We start from the raw sequence: 17,280 nt of genomic DNA on the forward strand, positions 1-17,280 counted from the left end.
TCAGCATGAAACCCTTTACCGCACTGACATTGCCCAATGGCGCAGTCGTACCCAACCGCCTTGCCAAGGCCGCCATGGAAGAAAACATGGCCGACAACGATCACGCGCCGTCAAAGGAACTGATCCGCCTGTACCAATCGTGGGCCGATGGCGGCGTTGGCCTGATGATCACCGGAAACGTGATGATCGACCACCGCGCCATGACGGGACCCGGAGGGGTGGTGCTCGATTCCGGGCAATTTGGCGCCCGCTTCGAGCAATGGTCGCGGACCGCCCGTTCACGCGGGGCGCACATCTGGATGCAGATCAACCATCCGGGACGCCAGATGCCGGCCGCCATGGGACAGGAAACCATGGCGCCATCGGCCGTGCCCATGGACCTGGGCAATTTTTCCAAGCAGTTTGCTGCACCACGGGAAATGACGGAAGCCGATATTGCCGATGTGAAACAACGCTTTGTCGCCAGCGCCCGGCTGGCCGAACGGTTCGGTTTTACGGGCGTGCAAATCCATGCGGCGCACGGCTACCTGCTCAGCCAGTTCCTCTCCCCTCTGACGAATAAACGCACGGACCGTTGGGGCGGCTCGCTCGAGAACCGGGCACGGCTGCTGGTCGACGTCGTCAACGGCGTGCGGCAGGCCGTGGGCAAAGGCTTTGCGGTCGCCGTCAAGCTCAACTCGGCGGATTTCCAGAAAGGCGGCTTCACGCAGGAGGACGCCAGGCAGGTGGTTTCCCTGCTCAACAGCCTGGGCGTGGACCTGATTGAGTTGTCTGGCGGCAGCTATGAAGCCCCCGCCATGCACGGCCAGACCCGCGACGGCCGCACCCTGGCCCGCGAAGCGTATTTCCTGGAATTCGCCAAGGACATCGCCGCAGTGGCCACGATGCCCCTCATGGTGACGGGCGGCATACGCCGCTACCCAGTGGTCGAGCAAGTGCTGGGCAGCGGCATTGCCATGGCGGGCATGGGGACGGCGCTGGCCATCGATCCGCAGCTGCCGAAAGCATGGCTTTCCGACCGGTCGGCCAGCCCCACGCTCAGGGCCATCACCTGGAAAAACAAGGTGCTGTCGTCGATCGGCTATATGGCGATGGTGAAGTATCAGCTGCGGCGTTTGAGCCAAGGCAAGCAAACCAGGCCCGATGTGGCCCCTGCCCTGGCGCTGCTGATGCAACAACTGGAAACCAAGGTCAGGAATTGGCAGTATCGCCGCCGGATGAGCAGGCTGGCGCCCGGCGGCTTGTCGCTGAATTGATTCCAATCCAACACGAAAGGTGCAAGAAATGAACATGAAAATTGCCGCGGCTGTATCCGCATTGCTATGGAGTGCCGCTGCAGCCCCGTCGTGGGCTGACAATCCTGCCGAAAACAAGCAGGTCCTCATTGATATCGCCGGCCATGACGTGCCCGTGGCGGCGGGCGGCCTGTACGACCGCTTTCGCTCGAATCCGCCTTTATCGGTGATTGCGGCGGAAGCGCCGGAGCTGGACCTGAGCTGGTTCAAGGGAATTCAAAAAGAACAGGTCGCCATCGGCTTCGAATCGTATTCGCCGAATTTTTATTACAAAAACAGCAAAATCACGGCCGTCTTCACGGCAGACCTGGCGAGGCTGAAGGAGCTGATGCCGGAAGATATTTTGCGGGAAGTCCAGCCGCTGCAAGTGTGGCCGGGCCGCGGCGCGGTGGCGTTGACGGCCTACGCCTATGAATATTGCGACAACGACAGCTACAATGAAATTTCATTGGCGATCGTGACCAACAAGCCCGGCACCACCAGTTTCGGCCCTTTCACCTTGCTGGGGCAATCGCTGTCCAACGATTTCTGGGGTTATGTGCTCAAGCTGCCCGTGAACACGGAACTGGCCAGGGTGCGCGGTGTCGTTGGCTACAATCTGCCCAAGTGGCTGACCGGTATCGAGCGCAAGGATACTGAAGGTCACGTTGCCTTCGAGGTCATGGACAGCGCAACGGGCAAGCTCGATTTTGTTTTTGCAGGCAAAAAGCTGAGCGGCCTGTCGCGCCAGGCCGAGCTGGTGACGAACAGCTTCACCAACAAGGATGGCGCCGGCAAGCTCACTTACGGTTATGCCGTTTCCCGCCAGCTCAGCCACGCATCGAGCACGAACGTGGAAGCGGTCGACCTGAAACTGGGTGACGGCAGCTTTTCCAGCTATATCAAATCATTAAAGCTGGGGAAGCTGATGAAATATGAATATGTACCGGATTTTCAAGGCGCGCTGTATGCCCCGAAGCCACTCATGGGACATTAATCGGCCAATAATCGGCTATTAATCGGTTATTAATGGCCCACGGTGCCGCATTCCGGCTATGAGCATTGCGCGGGTTCCCCCTCCACCAGGGCGATCTCGCCGGCGAAGCAGTATCCGACTGAATGCACGGTGCGGATGGGGATATCGACGCCGGTCCGGCTGACGATTTTGGCACGCAGGCGGCGCACCAGCGAATCGAGCGAGCGGCCGCTATGGTAGTCATCGCGCTGATACAGCTTGCTCAAAATCGTCTTTTTTTGTACCGGCAGACCAGGCCTGCTTGCCAGCAATTCGAGAAACATCAATTCCTTCAGACTCAGCGCTACCTGAACATCCTGGGCCAGATGCAGTTCCCACTGCGTAGAAAAGACAGTCCACCGGTCCGGAATTTCCGGCACTTCCACGCCCGCTTTCTTGACCCGCTGCGCCATGCTGGCGATTACCGCCGACAATTCGCGGCAATCCACGGGCTTGACCAGGTAATGGTCTGCGCCAGAGCGATAACCTTTGAGCTTGTCGTCTATCGCGCTGCGGGCGGTCAGGATGATGATGCCCATATTGGTATTGGCTCGCACATATTCGGCCAGCACATAACCATCCTGATCCGGCAGGCCGACATCGATCACGGCTATCTGACAATCGCATTTCGGCAAAGCCTGATAAAACTCGGCCGCATTGCGGACTGCAATGATATGCATGCCCGTCAGTTCAAGCCATTCCACCACGCTATCGCGCAAATCCTCATCATCTTCGACCAATAACACTCTAATATTCGATGGCACCGCTTTGCGCCTCCTCTATCGGCAATGGTAAGGTGATCGTCGCTGAAGTGCCGCCGCCAGGACGATTCGCCAGAAATATGCTGCCCGCATGTTGCGCAATGATGCGCCGTACCAGATACAGGCCGATGCCGCTGCCGGCAATGAAACCGGTGCGGCTGCCACGGAAATACTTGCCATAGACCAGACCGAGCTCATGTTCTGGAATACCGGTGCCATTGTCGTCTACCGTGAGGAACAATGCAGCATTATTTTTCCGCAGTTGAACACTGACCATCCCCTGTTTCGGCCCATATTTGATCGCATTATCGAGCAGATTCAACAGTGCAGTCTTCAGCAGCTTGCGGTCTCCATGAAAAACGATGGCTTGCGCATACGTCAATTCCAGTTGCGGCGCACGCTCGCTCCAGAAGTCGGAGGCTTCTTCGATGACACTGCGCAGAAAGTCCGGCATGAGAATCGGTTCGCAGACGATATCCGCTTGCCCGTCATGATGCTGATCCCTTTGCAGTGCGGTTTCTGCCACTTCCAGCAGCCGCAATACCGCGCGCTGCATCTTTTCGAGGTTGGCAGCGAAGTGCCGGCCGCTGGACTGATCTTTGTTTTGCAGAATATCCAGATTGGTGCGGATAACAGCCAGCGGCGTACGGTATTCGTGCGAAAACATCTGCACGAAGCGTGTCTGATTTTCCAGCGCTTCCTGCTTGGCTTCCAATGACAGCAATAGTTGATGCTTGATGCGCTCAAAATACAGCAGCAGCAAGGCCGGGAAAAATAACAAGGTGCCGGCGAGCGGCACCAGATAGACGGTGATGATATTGATCTGGGACAGTAATGCGGCACTGACGTTTACAGGTTTGCAGAGTAAAACGACGAGGCGCAACACATGCGCAGCAATCAGCATCAATAAACCGGCAATCGCCATTTCGCGGGCATAGCCAAGCTTGCCGGAAGCGGCTTCAGGATTGCGTGCCAATAACGTTTGCAGGCACAGTATAAAGACCAGAACCAGGCTGGCGCTGCTGAGGCAGGCACGGGAGGAAAACTCCGCTTTATTTTCTATTAATAGAAAATACAAACATGCAAACAAGGCGACAAGAAAATACGCCCAGCGGCTGATCGGTTTCCCAAAAAAAGCTCTCAGCCCGACCCAGACGACGACACAGCCGGAAAACAATGCAGTATTTCCCACCATTAACAGCAAGCCTGGCGGGCGGAAAGCATTGAGTATGATGATGGTCATTCCGGCAGCGGTCAGCACCCCGGACAGGGCCCACAGCCGCGTATAACGCTCGGTGGGTGCGGCGAAATAGACGCCTATCATCGTCGCCGAAATGCATAACTGTGTAAGGGACAAGGCAATGCTGGCTGTTTGATGATCCATGGAGACAGTTTGTTCGGGGAGCGTAAGAAGGCCGCCGGATGAATCCGCCGGCCCAAGCGTCGGCCATTAGCTTGCCTATCTTACCAGATCGGCAAGGCCAAAAAAATCAGAAACCCTTGCCCGCGACCAGCCACGCGCGCACCGATGACGGCCTGGCCAGCATGGACGGCACCGCCCCCAGGCGCGTTGCCACGGAAACGCTGGCGCGCCACTGGCCGGGGCCGGCCCAGTTCAGGCCGACACCGGCGCCGGACAGGGTCGCGCTATTCTCCGCCCGGGTCCAGGGATGGCGGTTGACCTTGACATGGGCACTGTCAACAAACGCCAGCACTTGCCATTTCCCGAACGGCATCGCCCCCAGGTCATGGCGCATTTCCACCGTGCCCACATAGCCGGTGTCGCCGGACAGTGCGCCGCTGTCATAGGCGCGGACAGTGTACGGGCCGCCGGCAGTCATTTTTTCGGCAGAATCAAGATTGCCATCGGCCCATTGCCCACTGAAGTTGAGGTACAGCGAGTCGTGCGGCGTCAGCCACTGCAAACGGGCGATATTCGCATTCCACTTGGAAAAGCCGCCACCGGTGCGGGCGGTAGCGGCATCGGCTGCTGCCGCCGATCCATTATCGAAGCCGCCACGCCCGCTGGTCCAGCCCAGACTGGCAATGCTCATGCCGCCGCCCAGCAGGCCGTCGCGCAGATCGCCGTTCACGCTCGCGATCCAGTTATGCACATGCCGGTCGGTACGCAGGCCGCTGACATCGATATGATCGCGCAGCTGTTTGGCATCGTATTGCAATTGCGCATAAACGTTGAATTGCTTGCTGCGTATCAATGGCTGTTTCGCCCACAGGCTGGCCACCCTGGCAGTACCATTCGCATCGAGCGCCCTGGCGGTGCTGCCCAGCTTGTAATGCAATGCCGAATACGCGCCGCCGATCCGGGTCCCCTGGCCGTTGAGCAAGGTGTCGTATCCCAGCCGGCCATAGTTCATGCCCTCGCCCGTGCTGACGAGGTTAGCGCTCAGGATATCGCCATGATGAAACGGGTTGACGATATTAAAGTTGCCGCTCAGGCGAGTGCGCCCGATGTAGCGGTTGCCGTAATTGTCCAGCGAAATGTTCGCCCGGGGTGCCCTGACGTAGCGCGCCTCGACATCCATGTCGGCCGTGCCAACTGCCGAACCCGGTTTGAGAACCGCATTCACGCCCACGCCCGGCACATCGGACAGCAGCAGCAAGGCGCGATCGAGGTCGGCATCGGCGATCAATTGCCCGCCGCTGAGCGGCGCCAGACTGGCCTGGAGCAAGGCGTCGCCGACTTCGCTGCGGTTGTTGAGCCGGACTTTGCCGTAGTGCGCCTCGACGACTTGAATCAGGATGACGCCGCCGGTAATCGACTGGACGGGAATGATGGCCCGCGACATTGGAAATCCATGGTCCTGGTAGTAGGCCGTGATGCGCCCGGCCAGCTCGTCGAGTTGTGGCAAGGTCAGGCTTTTACCTTCCTGGTCGGCAAGCAGCGCATGCAGCGTCTCGGTGGAAAACGCGGTATGGCCGGTGATGCGCAGCGCCGTCACTGGAATCGGCTGCGACGGTGGCAAGCCGGCATCGCTCTTCGGTTTTACCTCGAGCGTCGGCGCATTCGGCTTCGCGGCGGCAGGAAGCGCCGGTTGCAATTGTTGCAAGATGGATCCCGCATTCGGCGTCGTTTGCGGGTCGGCGGCATAGGCATCGAGTGGCACCAGCAACAAGGCGGCGTACAGGGGTTTCATCAACATGGGTTGCTTGAATAGGGTGGTCATGTCGTTCTTATTCTGTGATGCTGGTGGCGACGAGCGGCAACTGTATGCCGCCATTTTGAATGTGCAGCATCGGCGCAGGCGTGCCGAATCCTGTCGTGGTGTTGGGCAGCGGCGCGCCGGCCGCTTCTTGCGCACGCCCGGCTTCGCTGCTGCCAGCACCGCTCCGCTGCACCACGAGGGTCGAGGACAGGTTCAATGCTTGCGGCTGCGCCAGGGCCTGCGGCGGCAATACGGACGACTGCACTTGCGTTACCGCGCTCTGCATTTGCTGCAGCTGCGTGGCGCCGACGCTCACGGCCGGCGTGACGGGAGTGACGGGCGTGACGACAGGCACGGCCTTGATGCTGGCGAAGGCGCGCGCTTGTCCGGTAATGATGTAATTGCCGGCATCGGCCCCGCCATAAACAGTGTGCAGTTCAACGGCCTTGCCGTCGCCAGCGGCCGCGTCTGCAAACTGGCCGGTCGAGGCCAGCGTGATCACATCCGAACCGAACTTGCCTGCAAGCATGGCATTGCCCGTATTGACCGTGGCCCCCGTGGTGGCGTCATACACCTTGTCGGCTGCCGTGATGCCGCTGACCGTCATCGATGCGGGCGTAATGCTGGCGGTCAGCACCTTGCCGTCGACGATATTGTAGTTGCCGGCGTCCGCGCCGCTCAGCGCGTAGCCGCTGATGGTCACCGATTTGTTGGCGCCGACATGTTTATCGGCGAACCTGGCAGTGCGCGTGCCGCTCAGCGAGACGCTGTCGCCTAGCATGACACCGGAAAGACTGGCGGTGCCGTTCATTGCCGCCGCAGTCGTGGCATCGTAGACCTTGTCTGCGATAGATAAGCCCGCCAGCGACAACTCAGCCTTGCTGATGGTGGCGCTCAAGCCTGTCGGCAGCGTGACAACATAATTACCGGCGTCAGCCCCGCTCAAACTGAAACCGGATACGGCAACCGATTTATTCGCGCCGGCATCCTTGCTGGCAAAATGGCCGACCCCCTGCCCTGCCAAAGCGAGCTGATCCCCTGCAACCATGCCGGAATACGCGACATTGGCCGTATTCAGGGTCGCCGTCGTCGTCGCGTCATAGGTTTTGTCCATGGCGCCGATGCCGGTCAAAGTGATGCCTTTGGCCGTCACCGTATAGCTGCTGCCGGCCGTACCGAGCACATTGTAGTTGGCGGACAAGCCGCCATTGCCGCTGCCGCCCAGCACGAGGCCGGTCGTGCTGCCCAGCGCCGCGCCGGCCTGCACGTTCTTGCTGGCCAGATTCGATACATCGCCGGCGCCGCCGACGCTGAAGGTCTGTCCCGCGACGCCCGTGGCCGTCAGCGTGCCGCCCGCCGCCGCAGTGCTGCCGTCATAGGTCTTGCCGCCAGAGAGAATCAAATCGGCCTTGTGGATGGTGGCCGTCACGCTGCCCGGCTGGACCAGGTTGTAGTTGCTTGCATCCGTGCCCGTCAGCGCATAGCCGCTGACGGCGACGTTCTTGTTGCCGCCGGCGTTGGGGTCGGCAAAGCTGCCTGTCCCCGTGCCTATGACAGAAACGTTGTCATTAAGAAAGCCGCTGACCGTGGCCGTGCCGCTCAAGGTCGCGCCGGTGCCTGCGTCATAGGTCTTGTTCAAGGCGCTGACGCCCGATACCGCCAGGTCGGCCTTGCTGATCGTCGCGCTCAAGCCTGTCGGCTGCGTGACGACGTAATTGCCGGCATCGATCCCGCTCAAGGTGAAACCGGAAACGCTGACGGTCTTGTTCGCGCCCGCATCCTTGGTCGCAAAGCTGCCGACACCCTGGCCGCCCAGGCTCAGGCTGTCGCCTGCGACCATGCCGGAATACGCGACATTGGCCGTATTCAGGGTCGCCGTCGTCGTCGCGTCATAGGTTTTGTCCATGGCGCCGATGCCGGTCAAAGTGATGCCTTTGGCCGTCACCGTATAGCTGCTGCCGGCCGTGCCCAGCGCATTGTAGTTGCCGGACAAGCCGCCATTGCCGCTGCCGCCCAGCACGAGGCCGGTCGTGCTGCCCAGCGCCGCGCCGGCCTGCACGTTCTTGCTGGCCAGATTCGATACATCGCCGGCGCCGCCGACGCTGAAGGTCTGTCCCGCGACGCCCGTGGCCGTCAGCGTGCCGCCCGCCGCCGCAGTGCTGCCGTCATAGGTCTTGCCGCCAGAGAGAATCAAATCGGCCTTGTGGATGGTGGCCGTCACGCTGCCCGGCTGGACCAGGTTGTAGTTGCTTGCATCCGTGCCCGTCAGCGCATAGCCGCTGACGGCGACGTTCTTGTTGCCGCCGGCGTTGGGGTCGGCAAAGCTGCCTGTCCCCGTGCCTATGACAGAAACGTTGTCATTAAGAAAGCCGCTGACCGTGGCCGTGCCGCTCAAGGTCGCGCCGGTGCCTGCGTCATAGGTTTTGTTCAAGGCGCTGACGCCGGATACCGCCAGGTCGGCCTTGTTGATCGTCGCGCTCAAGCCTGTCGGCTGCGTGACGACGTAATTGCCGGCATCGATCCCGCTCAAGGTGAAGCCAGAAACGCTGACGGTCTTGTTGGCGCCGGCATCCTTGGTCGCAAAGCTGCCGACACCCTGGCCGCCCAGGCTCAGGCTGTCGCCTGCGACCATGCCGGAATACGCCACGTTCGCCGTATTCAGGGTCGCCGTCGTCGTCGCGTCGTAGGTTTTGTCCATGGCGCCGATGCCGGCCAAAGTGATGCCCTTGGCCGTCACCGTATAGCTGCTGCCGGCCGTACCGAGCGCATTGTAGTTGCCGGACAAGCCGCCATTGCCGCTGCTGCCCAGGACGAGGCCGGTGGTGCTGCCCAGTGCCGCGCCGGCTTGCACGTTCTTGCTGGCCAGATTTGATACATCGCCGGTGCCGCCGACGCTGAAAGTCTGTCCCACCACGCCCGTGGCCGTCAGCGTGCCGCCCGCCGCCGCAGTGCTGCCGTCATAGGTCTTGCCGCCGGACAAGACCAGATCGGCCTTGTGGATGGTCGCCGTCACGCTGCCGGGCTGGACCAGGTTGTAGTTGGACGCATCCGTGCCCGTCAGCGTGTAGCCGCTGACGGCGACGCTCTTGTTGCCGCCGGCGTTGGCGTCGGCAAAGCTGCCTGTCCCCGTGCCGACGACGGAAACGTTGTCATTAAGAAAACCGCTCACCGTGGCCGTGCCGCTCAAGGTCGCGCCGGTGCCCGCGTCATAGGTTTTGTTCAAGGCGCTGATGCCCGCTACCGCCAAGTCGGCCTTGTTGATCGTCGCCGTCATGCCGCTCGGTTGCGTGACGACGTAATTGCCGGCATCGATCCCGCTCAAGGTGAAGCCAGAAACGCTGACGGTCTTGTTGGCGCCGGCATCCTTGGTCGCAAAGCTGCCGACACCCTGGCCGCCCAGGCTGACGTTATCCCCCGCGACCATGCCGGAATACGCCACATTGGCCGTATTCAGGGTCGCCGTCGTCGTCGCATCGTAGGTTTTGTCCATGGCGCCGATGCCGGTCAAAGTGATGCCTTTGGCCGTCACCGTATAGCTGCTGCCGGCCGTCCCGAGCACATTGTAGTTGCCGGACAAGCCGCCATTGCCGCTGCTGCCCAGCACGAGGCCGGTGGTGCTGCCCAGCGCCGCGCCGGCCTGCACGTTCTTGCTGGCCAGATTCGATACATCGCCGGCGCCGCCGACGCTGAAAGTCTGTCCCGCCACGCCCGTGGCCGTCAGCGTGCCGCCCGCCGCCGCTGTGCTGCCGTCATAGGTCTTGCCGCCGGACAAGACCAGATCGGCCTTGTGGATGGTGGCCGTCACGCTGCCCGGCTGGACCAGGTTGTAGTTGGACGCATCCGTGCCCGTCAGCGCATAGCCGCTGACGGCGACGCTCTTGTTGCCGCCGGCGTTGGCGTCGGCAAACGTCCCCGTGGCGGAGCCGCCTGCCAGCGAAACGACATCGCCGCCGACCAGGTCGGACGACGAAATGCCTGCCCCCGTGAGCGTGGCGGTGGCCGTGCCATCGTAGGTCTTGTCGCTGGCGGAAACGCCGCTGACGTTGATGCTCTTGGGCGTGATCGTCCCCGTCTTGCTGTCGAGGCCATTCAGGTAGTAGTGCTGGCCATTATAGGCAACCGTGGTGCCGCCGCCAGTGAACCTGACGCCGGTGATGGTCACGGCCTTGTCGGTGCCGGCATTCTTGTCGGCAAAAGTGGCTGCCTGGCCGGCAGTATCGAGCGTCAGTCCGGTGGGCATGGTCAGCAGGCTGCTGACCCCGGCCAATCCAGCGGTCGTCGTGCCGTCATAGACCTTGGGAGCAATCGAAGCGTTCAGATTGACGGCCATATAGGCGGTCAGCTGAGCTGGATTATTGAGGTACGGGGTAAAGTCCGTCGGGGTGTTGTAGCTGCCGGGGTTGTAATAGATGCTGACAGTGCCGGCATTATTTGCAAGGAAAATATTGCTATCAATGGCGGAAAGGTCGTCAAAAAAGACTGTGCCCGTGCCCCTGCCGCCATTGTCGGCCTTCAGCACGATATTGACCGCCCCTTCAGCCACGATGCCTCCGCCAAGATTGCCGATTGCTCCCCCATAAGAAACATTATTCGTCAATTTGAACTGCACATTGCGATAGGCACTGAGCGTCAGCGTCGTGTTGCTGGTCCAGTTAGGGATGCTGGGATTTCCATTGACGGAGTAGTCATTGCCGTAACCGATGCCGTCGAGGATGATGATATCGCCATTGCCGGGCTTGCCCGGGGCACACGGCGTGCCCGTGCAACTGGCGGAAGCGCCTGTGGTCTTGATGGTCACGTTGCCGTTATTGAGCGCCGTCGACAGGACGCGCGTATCGACATTGATGCCGTAGTCATTTCCCCAGATGCTGGCATTGCCGATCAGGATATCGTCGGGATCCAGCAGCCATTCTCCCGCCGCGCCATGGGGCGCCGCCGTACTGACGGAGGCGCTGGCGTTGACCTTCAAGGCCTTGCCCGAAGTTTCCACCTTGCCGCCGTTGCCTGACACCGCGCCGCCACGCGCCGTGATGCTGCCATTGAATTGCGTGCTGTTATCGGACCAGACGGCGACATTACCGCCATTGCCGCGGCTGATGGCATCGGCCTTGACCGAGGCGCCGGCGTCGACGATGGCCGTGTGCGCGCGTTGCTCGCTGCCGCTGCCAAGAAAATTGCCGCCGATCAAAGCCGTGCCGCCGCCCTCGCCTGACACATCAATCGCGCTGCCCGCCGCCAGCTTGACCGTGCCACCCAGCACCTTCACGCTGCCGCCGCCTGCGCCGCCGCTGCCGGAAGCATCGAGCGTGCCGCCATTGCTTGCGGTGCCGGCATTGCCAGCCGTCAGCACAATGGAACCGTTGACGTTCTGCACGCTGCGCGCCTGAATAATGCCGGTGTTATTGATCACGCTGGCCACCAGCGCATCCCTGGCGCCGGCCGAGAGCCAGACCGCGCCACCGTCGGCCTTGATGAGGCCGCCGTTTTCGGCCAGGTTGTTCAGCGTGCTCTGCTTGACTTGCAGATTGACCAGGCTATCGCCGGAGAACGACAGCGTGACGTCGCTGCCCGCGCCCAGCGCCGCCGCACCCGCTGCGGCGTTGATGGTGCCCGTATTGCTGACCGTATTGCCGATGAAGGCAACATAGCCGCCCTTGGCGGCATTGATCGTGCCCTGGTTGACGATGCCGCCCGTGCCGCTGCCGCTGAAATGGCGCGTCGCGCCGCCCAGGCCGGCATCGCTGGTGTCGAGCGTCGAGGCCACCAGGCCGCCCACGTTGATTTGCGATCCGGCGCCGAACAGCACGCCATTCGGATTGATCAGGTAGACCTGGCCATTGGCGTTGAGCTGGCCGAAGAAGCGGGTGGCATTCGTGTCCCCGATGCGGTTGACGGCAATGGCGCTGGCCGACGGCTGGACGAAATTGACGGTTTCCTGGCTCGTGGTGTTGAAAGACTGCCAATTCAATGACAGGTTCTGGCTCGCTTGCGTCACCGTGGTGGTGGCGCCGCTCTGGCTGATGGTGCCGTTGCCGGCTGTCACCTGGCCGCCTGTCGGTCCCGCCATGGCAACAGGGGTGGCCGCCAGCAAGGCGCTGAACACGAGGCTGCGATTCGCCGCCTTGCCCCGGCCCTTCGTGCGTTCCGGGACGATGACCCATGCATGGTGCACATGGCTCCAGATGAGTCGATAGATTCTGTTCATAGAGGCATGACGCATGATGGTTTTCTCTGGTTGGCGGCGCGCTGCGCGGATGGCATGCCGCTTGTTATATATGTATTAATTTGCGGAAAATCGGCCCAGATGTTCGGCGACCCGGCGGTCCAGTGCAGGCTTCCACTGTGCCGGCATCACCTGATCCACCAGTTGCGCGATACGTTCGATCTCGGCCAGTTCCGCGGTATTTTTCGTGGTGGCTTTGGCAGCGCTGTTCCACATGTAAATCTTTGCCAGGCTGGCCGGCGTCAGCGCGCCAGTGGCCGGGTCGGGCGCGCTGTTGGCGTACAGGATGGCCAGCGGCAAATAGGCGGGCGCATAGCCTTCGGAGGCCGCATGCTCCAGCCATGACAAGGCCAGCGCCAGGTTGACATCGCCGCCCTCGCCCTGCGCCAGCATCACGCCCAGGCGGTATTGCGCCTGATGCTCGCGGTGTTCCGCCGCCTGCCGATACCAATGACGCGCGGCCGCCAGGTCTTTCGGCACGTCCTTGCCATCCTTGTAATAGTCGGCGATGCGCAGCATGGCCGGCACCGACCCGGCCTGCGCCGCTTGCGCGCACAGCCCCAGGCCGTGCCCGACATCCTTGCCGACGGCCTGCCCGCCGATATACAGTTGACCGGCCGAACAGAGCGCATAGGCGATGCCCGCCTGCGCCGCCTTGCGATACCACGCTTCGGCCGCCCTGCCGTCAGCCGCCTGGCCGATGCCTGCAGCCAGGCAATCGCCAAAAAACTGTTGCGCAGCGGGAATGTTGCCCTGCGCCGCCTTGCCGAACCAGCCGCAGGCGGCTGCCCCATTGCGCGCCCGACCCCATCCTTCGCGTTCGATCAAGCCCAGATTGAATTGCGCCAGGGGATTGCGGGCGGCGACGCGCGCATACTCCTTGTAGGCGAGTCCGTAGTCCTGGGCGGCCAGCGCCTTGTCGGCGCGCTTCAGCTCAGTGCTGAGGTCGCGCGGCGCGGCGCCGGCCTGTGGCGCGGCAAGCAGCAGCGCGGCCATTGTTGTAACGGCGAGAATACGCAAAGTGCTAGTCCCTGTTTGGATACAGGCCATTGGAGGCCGCGATGTAATACGTCAAGGCGATAAAAGATGGCCGGATATCGATTGCATCGCCACTTCCGACGGGAAGCGTCTGGCCGCTGGCCGTTGCGGTGCCGCCGATGACGCCATCCAGCGCCTGACCAACCGTAGTCACGGTTCCCGCCATGCCAGGCACCGTGACCGAAACGGTGCCACCGGTGATGGCGCCGGCATTCAGTGTCGCATCCGGTGCCGTCGAGGAATAGATGTTGGAGGACGCAGAGATTGCCTTGCCCAGATAAGCGCCCGATGGCGAGGAGCCCCCATTGGCGCTACCGGACACATTCATTTTCAAGTCCGCTACCGTGCCTGTCGCAACGGTACTGGGAATGAGTGCCGTGCCCGTCAGCGCAGGCAAGGCCACGCCGACCTTCAGCTTGCTCAGGTCGACGGGAACCGCGGCCAGCGCGAACGTATGGGGCGGCAGTTGTGCAACCTTCAATTTGATCGCATTTGCACCGCCCTTGTCGCCAGCCATGTAGTCCTCGCCGTTGGCGCCGATGACGAACTTGCCGCGCAGGTCAGGCAGCTTGAACGTCGTCTGGGTAACGACGCCATAAGCGTTACCGATCAGGGAATACAGTGCCACATTGGTATTGATATACATATCGCGTCCGTCAGCCAGCACATACTGCCGATTGAAACTGCCGAAATTGTATGGCACGGCCATGATGCAGATGCTCGCCAGGATGGGGCTGTCGGAACAGGCAAAACTGTTGGGCGCCCAGGCTGCCGAGACGATGCCGGCGATCAGTGCGGCGCGAGAAAAGTGTTTCTTGACTACCGATTTCATTTTTTATTTCCCCTTGTTGTGAAGCAAACGTAGATGTGCGAGGCGGGCCTCAGGCTTCCTGCCCCGTCGCCAGTGGCTCCGCTGGCCGCAGCCCGCTGCCAGTATCCGGGTGAAGGATCTTTTCCAGTATTTCGACGATCTCCGCGATACGGCGCGTGGCATCCTTGAATTCGATAACGCCAGGAACAGTTGGCCCGTGCTCGATTGCCAGAAAATCCGGGCCGAGTATCTCTTCGATGTACGTCTTGACATGCTGCACCCCGGCCATGGTCAGGTACGCCGCAGCGGTGGCAGGGGCAGGCCCCGGGGCGGCACCTGAAAATGCGGCACCCGGCAGAGCGGCGTAGAGCGTTTTCGAGGCGGCGGAATCGGCCAGGGCAAGCAGCACCACGCCATAGATCTGTTCCGGCAGTTTTACCCCGCCTTCGGCATCGGAATTGCCGTAAAGGGTCGGCAATTGCAGCAGCGTGCCCAGGGTCCAGGCATGCGGCACGATATCGTACTGATTGTGGATCAGGACATTCCAGCTCTGCCAGGCTTTGCCGCCCGCGGACTGGCGCGGAAAGGCATCGGCAAAGCGCCTGGAAAAGCTGGTATTGCCGGGAGAGGCGCCCGCGGTCGGATAAACGCGTACCCGCTCGAATGCGGACAAGGCGCCGTGTTCCTTCAGGTACAGGGCAAAAGTCGGCGCCAGCGCGCCGGCAAGGCTATGCCCGGTGAAGATCATGCGCGCCCCGGCGCTTGCCGTGCGATTGAGCTGCCCGATAAAATCGGCAAGGCTGCTTGTTCCATGCGCAGGATCGGTCGGCGTCAATGCGGCAAGGTGCCGCACGCCAGTCGCCGTGCCTTTGGAAATGAGCGGCATGGCGGAATTGGGCGCAGCGGCATCGGCAAACGGCATGGCCGGATCATATTGCGCCCAGTTGACGGTGGACGACACCGTAAAATCTTCCACGATCCAGTCATAGCCGGAGATGAAATTGGTGGCCGCAATGGCAACCACATAGCTTGCGGCTGTCGTTCCATCCTCGAACGCGACTTCCGGATTATAAAAAACAACGGCGGCATTCTCTGCCACCCTGGAGTTCGCGCCGCGCCAGACCGCCGGGCCCCAGACGATTTCCCAGCCAGTCCCCAGGCCAGCCGAGACCGCCGGCTCAGGCAAGGCAGCCTGGATATTCGCCGCCAGCTGGGCTTCCAGCGGGTCGCCATGCGTGCCCGGAACATAGCGGTCCCTGGCGATATAGTTGGAAGCCAGATTCGATAATAAGGACAGGGCAAACGTCTGTTGAAAAACATCAAAATGTGCTGACATGGTCTCTTTCTATGCCAAGAACTTCGTGAATAAGACGGTATTCGCCGGGTAAAAAATCATGCTGTTTTTATATGCGGCTTTCATTGCGGTGCCCAGCGAGTTCTTTTGATTTATTTTTATCGCCAGCCAGGGATGGAAAATCGGCTTGAATAATGTACTTTTTATATTTCCATTATCTTTCAATTATCTTTCCGTCCCTGATTTGCTTAGTATAGTGACTCCGTTACTTAAATAACAAACCACCAATACCCACCAGAAGTGACCAATTGTGACGTTGGCCGCCTCCTTCCCATTGGCAGCCGCGCGGTGCCGTCCCTTGGTCGGCGCCATCCGCTCGGCGGCATAGTGCTTACGCTGTTTTAAATAAGGGGGATTTATCCGAAACCGCATTCGGGGCATTGAACGTGGCGCGTTTTAATATATTGATGTAGATCAATCTATTTTCGAATTGCATGCAGCAGAATGTGACCATACGCAAATGTCTGTTGAACAGACTATGGCAGCACTACGCATGATCAACTTGATAAGGAATGATATGACACCCACAACCATGAAAGCCGCCGTTGTCGAGCAACTGGGCCAGCCGCTGGTGCTGCGCGACGTACCCGTGCCGGTGCCTGGCCCCGGCCAGATCCTCGTCAGGACGGAAGCATGCGGCGTCTGCCACACGGACTTGCATGCGGCACGCGGCGACTGGCCCGTCAAGCCGACGCCGCCATTCATTCCCGGCCACGAAGGCATCGGCCTGGTGGTGGCCATGGGCACGGGCGTGACGGAAGTGCAGCTGGGCGACCGGGTCGGCGTACCCTGGCTCTATTCGGCTTGCGGCCATTGCGAACATTGCCTGGCAGCCTGGGAAACCGTGTGCGCCGAGGCGCAGTTCGGCGGCTACACCAAGAATGGCGGCTTCGCCGAATACATCCTTGCCGACCCGCGCTACGTCGCGCACATTCCGGCCGGCTTGTCCCCCGTGCAGGCGGCGCCCATCATCTGCGCCGGCGTGACCAGTTACAAGGGCATCAAGGAAACGGGCGCGCGGCCGGGCCAGTGGCTGGCCGTGTCCGGCATCGGCGGCCTGGGCCACCTGGCCATCGAATATGCGGTGGCCATGGGCTTGCGCGTGGCGGCCGTCGACATCGATGAAGGCAAGCTGGAGCACGCGCGCGCCCTGGGCGCCGAAGTGACCATCAATGCGCGCCAGGGCGACCCGGTCGCGGCCCTGCGCGAAGCGACCGGGGGCGGCGCCCACGGCGTGCTGATCACGGCGCCGTCGATCGATGCCTTCCAGCAAGGCGTGGCGATGACGCGCAAGCGCGGCACCTGCGTATTGGTCGGCTTGCCGCCGGGCGACTTCCCGACGCCGCTGTTCGACGTCGTCGCCAATTGCGTGACGATACGCGGTTCTTTTGTGGGCACGCGCCAGGACATGGCCGAGGCGCTCGCCTTCGCCGCCACCGGCAAGGTCAAGGCCGGCGTGGAATTGCAGCCGCTGTCGGCCATCAACGAGATCTTCAGCCGGCTGGAACATGGCCAGGTTGCCTCGCGCGTGGTGCTCGATTTCAGCGGCAGCTGAGCGGCACGCCGCCGGCAGGCTGCGCGGTGTGTCGTGCGACGGCAATGAGATTGATGTTGCTATGATGGCATTTCATAAAAGACAC

The 17,280-nt window shown here is 61.4% G+C and carries 10 protein-coding genes; 3 read left to right on the plus strand and 7 right to left on the minus strand.

What is annotated here, in order from left to right; all coding sequences use genetic code 11:
- The first annotated feature begins 5 nt into the window (after positions 1-5).
- Positions 6-1,256 (plus strand): NADH:flavin oxidoreductase/NADH oxidase family protein, encoded by a 1,251-nt coding sequence (locus BZG29_RS15435; RefSeq protein ID WP_077404499.1) that lies wholly within the window; start codon positions 6-8, stop codon positions 1,254-1,256.
- A 34-nt stretch (positions 1,257-1,290) separates the two neighbouring features.
- A complete protein-coding gene (locus BZG29_RS15440) occupies positions 1,291-2,271 on the plus strand; it encodes an acetoacetate decarboxylase (ADC) (protein ID WP_077409124.1) in 981 nt (326 codons plus the stop codon).
- Positions 2,272-2,327: 56 nt separating this feature from the next.
- Here BZG29_RS15440 and BZG29_RS15445 read toward each other — a convergent pair whose 3' ends face one another.
- The 7 genes from BZG29_RS15445 to BZG29_RS15475 form a co-directional block, all read right to left on the minus strand.
- Complete coding sequence (locus BZG29_RS15445) at positions 2,328-3,029, minus strand: response regulator transcription factor (protein ID WP_171985027.1); 702 nt, start codon at positions 3,027-3,029, stop codon at positions 2,328-2,330.
- Positions 3,030-3,036: 7 nt separating this feature from the next.
- The gene (locus BZG29_RS15450; RefSeq protein WP_077404505.1) at positions 3,037-4,434 is read right to left on the minus strand and encodes a HAMP domain-containing sensor histidine kinase; all 1,398 of its coding nucleotides are present in this window, start codon (positions 4,432-4,434) and stop codon (positions 3,037-3,039) included.
- A gap of 106 nt (positions 4,435-4,540) precedes the next feature.
- Complete coding sequence (locus BZG29_RS15455; protein ID WP_077404508.1) at positions 4,541-6,235, minus strand: ShlB/FhaC/HecB family hemolysin secretion/activation protein; 1,695 nt, start codon at positions 6,233-6,235, stop codon at positions 4,541-4,543.
- 7 nt (positions 6,236-6,242) lie between these two features.
- Entirely contained in the window at positions 6,243-12,434 is a 6,192-nt protein-coding gene (locus tag BZG29_RS15460; protein WP_077404511.1) for a YDG domain-containing protein, read from the minus strand.
- A 60-nt stretch (positions 12,435-12,494) separates the two neighbouring features.
- A complete protein-coding gene (locus BZG29_RS15465; protein WP_253192593.1) occupies positions 12,495-13,457 on the minus strand; it encodes a tetratricopeptide repeat protein in 963 nt (320 codons plus the stop codon).
- Between the two features lie 4 nt (positions 13,458-13,461).
- Entirely contained in the window at positions 13,462-14,307 is an 846-nt protein-coding gene (locus BZG29_RS15470; RefSeq protein ID WP_253192594.1) for a tail fiber protein, read from the minus strand.
- 49 nt (positions 14,308-14,356) lie between these two features.
- Positions 14,357-15,622, minus strand: coding sequence for a hypothetical protein (locus tag BZG29_RS15475; RefSeq protein ID WP_077404520.1), 1,266 nt, complete (start codon positions 15,620-15,622; stop codon positions 14,357-14,359).
- Positions 15,623-16,157: 535 nt separating this feature from the next.
- Between BZG29_RS15475 and BZG29_RS15480 the strand changes: the two genes are divergently transcribed.
- The gene (locus BZG29_RS15480; RefSeq protein WP_253192595.1) at positions 16,158-17,195 is read left to right on the plus strand and encodes a zinc-dependent alcohol dehydrogenase; all 1,038 of its coding nucleotides are present in this window, start codon (positions 16,158-16,160) and stop codon (positions 17,193-17,195) included.
- The last annotated feature ends 85 nt before the right edge of the window (positions 17,196-17,280 follow it).

Source organism: Janthinobacterium sp. LM6, from assembly GCF_002002885.1.
GTDB lineage: Bacteria > Pseudomonadota > Gammaproteobacteria > Burkholderiales > Burkholderiaceae_D > Janthinobacterium > Janthinobacterium kumbetense.

Excerpts from the sequence above, each read along its gene's own strand:
- BZG29_RS15435 (WP_077404499.1), top strand. The coding sequence starts at position 6 with ATGAAACCCTTTACCGCACTGACATTGCCCAATGGCGCAGTCGTACCC.
- BZG29_RS15440 (WP_077409124.1), top strand. The coding sequence starts at position 1,291 with ATGAAAATTGCCGCGGCTGTATCCGCATTGCTATGGAGTGCCGCTGCA.
- BZG29_RS15450 (WP_077404505.1), bottom strand. The coding sequence starts at position 4,434 with ATGGATCATCAAACAGCCAGCATTGCCTTGTCCCTTACACAGTTATGC.
- BZG29_RS15455 (WP_077404508.1), bottom strand. The coding sequence starts at position 6,235 with ATGACCACCCTATTCAAGCAACCCATGTTGATGAAACCCCTGTACGCC.
- BZG29_RS15460 (WP_077404511.1), bottom strand. The coding sequence starts at position 12,434 with ATGCGTCATGCCTCTATGAACAGAATCTATCGACTCATCTGGAGCCAT.
- BZG29_RS15470 (WP_253192594.1), bottom strand. The coding sequence starts at position 14,307 with ATGAAATCGGTAGTCAAGAAACACTTTTCTCGCGCCGCACTGATCGCC.
- BZG29_RS15475 (WP_077404520.1), bottom strand. The coding sequence starts at position 15,622 with ATGTCAGCACATTTTGATGTTTTTCAACAGACGTTTGCCCTGTCCTTA.
- BZG29_RS15480 (WP_253192595.1), top strand. The coding sequence starts at position 16,158 with ATGACACCCACAACCATGAAAGCCGCCGTTGTCGAGCAACTGGGCCAG.